We start from the raw sequence: 5,424 nt of genomic DNA, 5'->3' as shown, positions 1-5,424 counted from the left end.
CAGCACCGCCCGCTGGGCATCGGTGACCGACAACGGCGGAATCTTCGGGCCTGGACGACTCATGCCCGACTAACAGTGAATCTCTGACTCAGGTCGCTAGCGCGTGTCTCTTTGATGGGTTGGTCAGTTGATCGGATGTGTCTGTCCGATTAGTGATCACTGATGCGATGTGGGACCGGATCGAGCCGCTGATGCCGGCCGATCCGGTCCGTGGACGACGATGGGCCGACCACCGGCGCACCCTGGAAGCCATCGCCTGGAAGTACCGCACCAACTCGCCCTGGCGGGACCTGCCCGACGAGCTCGGGTCGTTCCGGACCGCTCACAAAAACGGCTGGTCAGATGGGCCGTCGATGGAACCTGGGAACGGATCCTGGCCTCGGTCCTGGCCGCGGCGGACGCCGCCGACGACATCGACTGGACCGTCTCCGTCGATTCGACCGTCGTCCGAGCGCACCAGCACGCCGCCGGAGCACTCAAAAAGGGGCGGCGGGACGCCGGGAGCCGGCCGATCACGCACTCGGACGCTCCCGCGGAGGCCTGAGCACCAAGGTCCACCTGGCGGCCGACGGCCGGGCCCGACCCTTGGCCTTCACCGTCACGGCAGGCCAGGCCGGTGACGCACCTGCCTTCGAGACGGTGCTGGACCGTATCCGCGTGCCCCGCACCGGTCCGGGCAGGCCCCGAACCAGGCCCGCGGTCGTCCTGGCCGACCGCGCCTACTCCTCCCGCGCGATCCGGGCCCCTCTGCGGCGCCGGGGAATCCGCGCGGTCATCCCGCAGCCGTCCGACCAGATCGGCCACCGCCAACGGCGAGGCCGTCACGGAGGCCGCCCGCCCGGCTTCGACCGCGAGGCCTACAAGCAACGAAACGCCGTCGAACGCTGCATCAACCGCCTCAAGCAATGGCGCGGCCTGGCCACACGAACCGACAAACTCGCCATCGCCTACCAGGCCGCACTCCACCTCGCCGGCATCCTCATCCGGACCCGACACTGACCAAAGAGACAGAACCTAGGGCCGTCCCCGCGGTAGTCCGAGGTAGGTCAGTTCTGGGGCCCGGAGGCTTCGAAAATCCTCACAGCGTACGAGCGGACCTCGCCGACCGCGGTCACGTCGACCCTGCCCGCAACGGCAGGAAGAAGCAGGCTGTGTTCTCCGGTCTCGGTGTAGGTGCATGTGATGGTCGTGGCGACGGTGATGCATTCACCCTAAACATGAGCCGCACCGGACACGGCGCCGGACGGGCACCGGGGCATGGAAGCGCCCAGCCGAAGGTCATCGCCCTCGCACCCAAATCAATTGCATTGCCCGCACCCTTCGCTCTTCTCCTCATCCCTGTCGGGTGGAGGTACAGATGTGTCACATCTCAACCGCAGGCCCGGGGCCGCGACCCCGAATACAAGGAGCAGATCGGAAAGTGATCCAGGGCCAAGTTTCAGGGAGCGTTGACACCTACTACCACCGGATCCAGCCGGAGCACTACCAGCAGATAAACCGCGACCACGCCCGACTCCGAGCCCCCGGCGAACGCGCCCTCCTGAAGTCGTGGAAGGTTCCAGCAGTCGCGATGCTCCACCAATGGCACCACCGTGAAGGCCATCCACACCCTTCTGACCTGCACCTACTCAGGATGAAAGAGGTTCAATGGGAGCGGTGCCAGCGTACTGCAAGCGATCGGCCTTGCGGTGATCAGCAGCGCCACTTGATCACCCCGACTCGGGTCAGCAGATGCTCACGGCGGCAGTACCGGGACGGATTCCCCCGGCTGCGCCGGGGCTGTCCGCTTCGCGCGTCAGACTGGGCAGCACTGGCGCTCTGTGTATGGCAAAGGAACCTGCAGGCCACTGTCAGACAGTCATCAAGGGTTAGCGTTTGTTTCCCTGTGCTGCCGCAGCCCGCGCCCTCACCGCCGAACTCCCGGATGGCGGCGGCTGCCTCGTGCACCGCCAGCGTCAGCGGCTGGTTGTGGGGCCGCGGCCCTTCTTTCTCACAGAGCGGAGAGTCTCGTGAACAGATACCGAAGGCGGAAGCCCCGGGCGGGGGAGCTTGAGGAGGGCGGGCAGCGAGCGCGATTGCGGGTGAAGGCCTGCGGGGAACCGCCGGCTGCGCAGGCAGGTCCAGCCTTGCCGGCCCTTATAGCGCCCCCCGCACCGGCTTCCAGAACGGCCTGTACGCGGGGGATCCGGTGGCGCAGCCTCGCCATGTCAGCGGGCGCGGGTGCCGTCCTGCTCACGGCGAGTGTCCCCCCTGCTGGAGCCGACCCGGTGCACACGTTGCCCGATGACATCACAAAAGCAGACGCTATTTCCTCCGCGACGGGGCTTGCCGACCCCAGCGACAAGATTTTCGTTGACGGCTACGGCAGGCAGGCGGTGCTACGTGGCTACGCGGTGTCCGGGTCCACCAAACTAAAAGAAACCCAGTTCCTGCCCTTCAAAACCATCGCGGACGCCAAGGCGTCCTTCACCGCCATGAAAAAGGTGGCTGGCTCGAACGTAGTGCGCTTCCAGCTCCTGTGGGAGGGCTCCGAGCCCGTTTCCCAGGGGACGATGGACAAGGCCTACCTGGACAAGGCCGCCAACCAGATCCACGAGGCCACCAAGCTCGGGCTGCGCGTGATCGTGGAGTACCACCAGGACCTCATGGCCCGTGCACTGTTCAGGAAGGACTCGAAGTACACCGGCGACGGCATGCCGGCCTGGGCAGTCAAGGGACTCGACCTGACCGGCAACGAAGGCTGTACGGGTGTGCTGGGGATCAGTACTTGCCTCGGGGGAGAAGACAGATGGGGTCAGGCTCAGGTGATGGACTCCAAAGGGGTGCGGCCAGCCGCTAGGGCGTTCTGGGACGACGAGCTCCTCGCCGGCACCAAGCTCGGGATCCAGACTGCCTTTGTCCAGCATGCCAAGGATGCCTTGACGTATCTGAAGACCAAGTTGGTGGCGAACGGCAGCTGGAATCGGATTGTGGGCTTCGAGCCGTTCAACGAGCCCTTTGACGGCGGGATGGACGAGAGCTCACCGGATTGGGACGCAAACAAGCTCTGGCCGTTCTACAACAAGATCCGGACGGCGATGAACGAGGCCGGCTGGCAGAACAAGCTCGAGTTCGCCGAGCCCAACGTATTTTGGAACAGTCAACTCGGCGGCATCAAGGCGGGCCCCTTGGGCATCATTAAGCTGCCAGCGGCACTGGGCACCACCGCCAACCCCACCGCCACCGCAAAGATCGTCTTTACGCCGCACTTCTACGACGCCCGACGCCTCCTGCCTGATGACGTTCGTACACCTGCCGCGAATGTGCCGACTGCCAACGGCGAATACTTGAGCCGCTTCGACCTTATACGCTCCGCCGCACGGACATGGGGCGCTCCCGCGTTCGTCTCCGAATTCGGCGCCACCGTCGGCCAGAGCGGACACAGGGACACGTCACGCGAACTGGCAGGCATGTACCAGGCCATGAACTCCGGGCAGCTCAAACGGCCCGGCAGCAGCACGCTCGACTTCAATGCGTCCGTACTCTCCGGAACCCAGTGGCACTGGGACTTTTACCGCAACCATCACAACGAGCTGAAGAACGAAAACCCGGACAACGTCCAGACCAAGGGAGACGCCTGGAACGGTGAGGACCATTCCGTCGTCGAGCGCGATGATGCCCTAGTCATCAAACCGGCGGTCGATCGCAACCTCATCGCCCAGGCCTACCCGCAGGCCGTCCAGGGAGGCCTGCTCAACTTCGCTTACAACAGTAAAGCGATCGACAGTTCGGGAAAACCTCTCAACTGGCTGAAACTCTGCCCGGCCGACAATGATACATGCTACTTCAATAAAAGCAAGTTTCTCTTCGAAGCCTGGAAGGGGCGAATCAGCAACGCCCCTACGCAGACATACCTGCCCCGGGAATTCGTTCTCGCAACCACTATGGTCATCACCGACAGCGGAATCTACAAGGCCTCCGCCCTGCCCTCCACGCCCTCCACGACAGGCAAAACCAACGAGGTCATCCTGCGCGATGAGCCGCACACAAACAACGGCGGCCGACGGCTGATGTACTGGACCGACCCCGCCCCCACGGGGACGGACGCGGATGCCAAGCACTTCCTCCTCGTCGTCCACAACGCCAGCACGATGCAGATGACCGCCCTCCAGAAAATCAGGACGGACCTGATTGCCGCAGTGAAAAACAACAGAAACCCCGTTCTCCTGGCTAAAGAAATCCCTCCCCTCCCGGTGGCGGAAACTTCTTACAGAATCAAGCCTCGCTACTACCTGAACAACAATCTGAACGAGGCGGAGAATGTGTGCTGGAATGCACATGGAAACGAAAACGAAACCCCATGGCTGGCAAGATACTACTGCGATGACAACAACGCAAATGATGCGCAGCATTTCAGCTTCAGCGCCTCCGACGGTAAACTGCACATGACTGATTACTCGTCCCTTTGCCTCACCGATTCCAACCCCAATTCGAGTCATCTTGTGCAGCTGAAAAACTGCCAGGAGGGCGTTGCGGGACAGAAATGGAAGCCCGTTGCCGAGGGGAAGGTGCGCGGCGGGGTGGGTGGGAATAAATGCATAACAGCGACACTAGTGGTCGATGAATACCTGAAGGCCGAGCCATGCAAAGCGGATGACCCAAAGCAGGTATGGGACTTCGTTGTCGACAACACCTAAGCACTATTCCCGTAACTGAACCTCTTTCATCCGGGCTCTTGAAGGGAGAATGGGCAGGTCAACGAGGGTGTGTGGTGACATGACGAAGCCTCCGTCGTTGGGTGGTGTTCTCACGCATCACGCCGACAACGGAGGCTCCGTTGGGAGGAGGCGCCGACCGTGCGGTCGCGGACAGGGATGAGGGTGCCGTCCACGATCCACAGCCGCTCGAGGTCCGCGACCGGCTTCGGGGCCGGCTCCAGCGCCGGCACCGGACGCAGCCGCTTGATCACGCGGCAGACGGTGGCCGGAGAGATCCCGAAGAGCGGGGCGAGCGGCCGCATCGTGAGGTTGGTGCGGTAGTACACGGCCACCAGCAGCACCCGGTCCGCCAGCGGCAGGCATCACGGCCGGCCACCACCGGGACCGTTCCCGCCCCGCTCCCTCACTACTTTCACCAACTTCGCGAACCGGTCCATCCGCAAGCCCGTGAACGTCTCCACCCACACCGACTCAGCCCCCAACACCCCACCTATACAGGCAAAATGCCCAGAACCGAGCCTTCTGCAACAACCTTTAGGCGCTGCTTCGTGGATCATGTGCGGAGCCAGATGACGGGGGCTGCGAGGGTGACGGTGCCGAGGTAGATGTAGGCGCGTTTCTCGTAGCGGGTGGGTGCGCCACGAGGCGCCATGGAGTCGAGTGAGGTGAGAGACCTTCACCATCGGGTTGTCGTAGCAATCCGGTTGAAGCTGGGGGCAGTTCGGTT

At 63.4% G+C, this 5,424-nt stretch carries 1 protein-coding gene and 2 pseudogenes; 2 read left to right on the top strand and 1 reads right to left on the bottom strand.

The genetic code is table 11. The annotated features are described in order from the left end of the window. Nucleotides 1-167: 167 nt before the first annotated feature. Nucleotides 168-999: pseudogene (locus tag ACFYP3_RS36895) on the top strand (IS5 family transposase). A 1,268-nt stretch (nucleotides 1,000-2,267) separates the two neighbouring features. Beyond that, entirely contained in the window at nucleotides 2,268-4,676 is a 2,409-nt protein-coding gene (locus ACFYP3_RS36890) for a cellulase family glycosylhydrolase (RefSeq protein ID WP_388842422.1), read from the top strand. 140 nt (nucleotides 4,677-4,816) lie between these two features. On the opposite strand, the pseudogene ACFYP3_RS36885 reads toward ACFYP3_RS36890, so the two are convergent. Next, nucleotides 4,817-5,191: pseudogene (locus ACFYP3_RS36885) on the bottom strand (transposase family protein); the annotation flags it as partial. Nucleotides 5,192-5,424 lie beyond the last annotated feature (233 nt).

Origin of the sequence: Streptomyces sp. NPDC005533 (assembly GCF_042871845.1) — a bacterium.
Classification (GTDB): domain Bacteria; phylum Actinomycetota; class Actinomycetes; order Streptomycetales; family Streptomycetaceae; genus Streptomyces.
The sequence above is the reverse complement of the archived record's forward strand: the minus strand, read 5'-3'. Positions and strand labels throughout refer to the sequence as shown.